Genomic DNA, 1600 nt, shown 5'->3' on the forward strand with positions numbered 1-1600 from the left:
CCAGCAGGCTGAACAGATCACCGGCGCCAACCTGGCGGGTGGCGGTTTTCAGCACACGCCCCAGGCACGCATCGTCGTCCCGGGTGGACGGCGAGGCCTTGAGCATGTCGCGTAAAGACTGTTCAAAYGGATCGTGCATACGCACCTCTCGTGATGTCTGTGGGAGACGCGGTCAGTTTTGGTCGGGTCACATGGTTTCCCTCAGACCCAGCGCAAACGTCGGAATAACCACCACTGCCCCAGCGCCACCGAGACCATCATCAGGCAGGCGATCAGAAAACCATAAGGGCTTGCAGAGAATGGAATTCCACCGACGTTGATCCCCAAAAGCCCGGTCAGAAAACTCATCGGCAAAAAGATCCCGGTGATGACGCCAAAGCGATACATCGTGCGATTCATGCGCACGCTCAACCGGCGATCTTCCGCCTCCAGGACCAGTCCCACCCGCTCCCGGGTCAATTCCAGCTCTTCGAGGTAGCGGGTCAGGCTGTTGTTCAATTCGTTCCAGTAATCACCATCGTCCTCGACGAACCAGGGCAACTTGATTCGCGTCAACTGCCCGAAAATATCCCGCTGCGGAGCAAGAAAGCGCTTCAACGCAGCCGCCCGGCGACGAATCTGCAAAACCGATCCGTGCTCAGGAGTATACCGTTCGTCGGCATCCAGTTTTTCTTCTTCCTCATCGACCACTTCCGAGAGACAGCTGACCAGATCCTGCACCTTGTTGGTGAGGTACTGCGCCATGCACAGGATGAGTTCGGAGGCTGTTTTCGGACCTTTGCCTTCGGCCAACTGCACCAGCAGCTCGTCAGTGGCCCGCAACGGACGCAGACGCAGGGAAATGACGCGCTGGGCAGAGCCGAAGATCCGCACCGACACCATGTCTTCAGGCTCGGCACCGGGGTTCAGATTGACCCCGCGCAAAAATAGCAGCAGTTCGCTGTCTGAAAGCTGTAAAAGTCGCGGACGGGTGTTTTCTTCGAGTAGCAAGTCACAACTGAATTCGCTCAGACCGCTGGATTTGCGTAACCAGGTCCGGGTTTGCGGATGACTGCGATCCCAGTGCAGCCACAGGCTTTCATGGGCCTGCAGTTGCAAGTCATCGAGTTCTGTCCGGGCTATCGAACGCGCACCGCCTTTACCGTCCAGCACCAGGGCATGTACCAGCCCCCATTGCGCGTTTTCTTCCTCGAACATCCGCACTCCTTTGGTCGACCAGCGCTTTATTCAGGCATTTTCAGCGGGCTGGGCGAGATGATCACGCCGTTGTTGTCCGCATAGATGTAATGGCCCGGATGGAATGTCACGCCGGCGAAGGTCACGGCAACGTTGAGATCGCCGAGCCCGCGCCTGTCGGATTTCCTCGGGTGGCTGGCGAGGGCCTGAACGCCCAGATCGGTCTGCGCGATGATATCGACGTCGCGGATGCAACCGTTGATCACCAGCCCTTCCCAACCGTTTTTCGCGGCTTTCTCGGCCAGCATGTCACCCAGCAACGCATGACGCAGGGAACCGCCACCGTCTACCACCAGCACTTTGCCATTTCCCTTGAGCTCGACCTGCTCCTTGACCCGCGAGTTGTCTTCGAAGCACTTGATGG

At 58.3% G+C, this 1600-nt stretch carries 2 protein-coding genes and 1 pseudogene; all 3 read right to left on the reverse strand.

Features of this window, described 5'->3' with window-relative positions; translation table 11 throughout:
* Positions 1-145 (reverse strand): annotated as a pseudogene (locus ACXRVY_RS28135) (CrfX protein); the annotation flags it as partial.
* A gap of 56 nt (positions 146-201) precedes the next feature.
* Positions 202-1197 (reverse strand): zinc transporter ZntB, encoded by a 996-nt coding sequence (locus ACXRVY_RS28140; protein WP_223462932.1) that lies wholly within the window; start codon positions 1195-1197, stop codon positions 202-204.
* 26 nt (positions 1198-1223) lie between these two features.
* A partial coding sequence (gene rraA / locus ACXRVY_RS28145) for a ribonuclease E activity regulator RraA (RefSeq protein WP_458238848.1) occupies positions 1224-1600 on the reverse strand: 377 nt, incomplete at its 5' end.

The sequence above is a fragment of the Pseudomonas sp. P5_A2_2 genome (assembly GCF_054177685.1).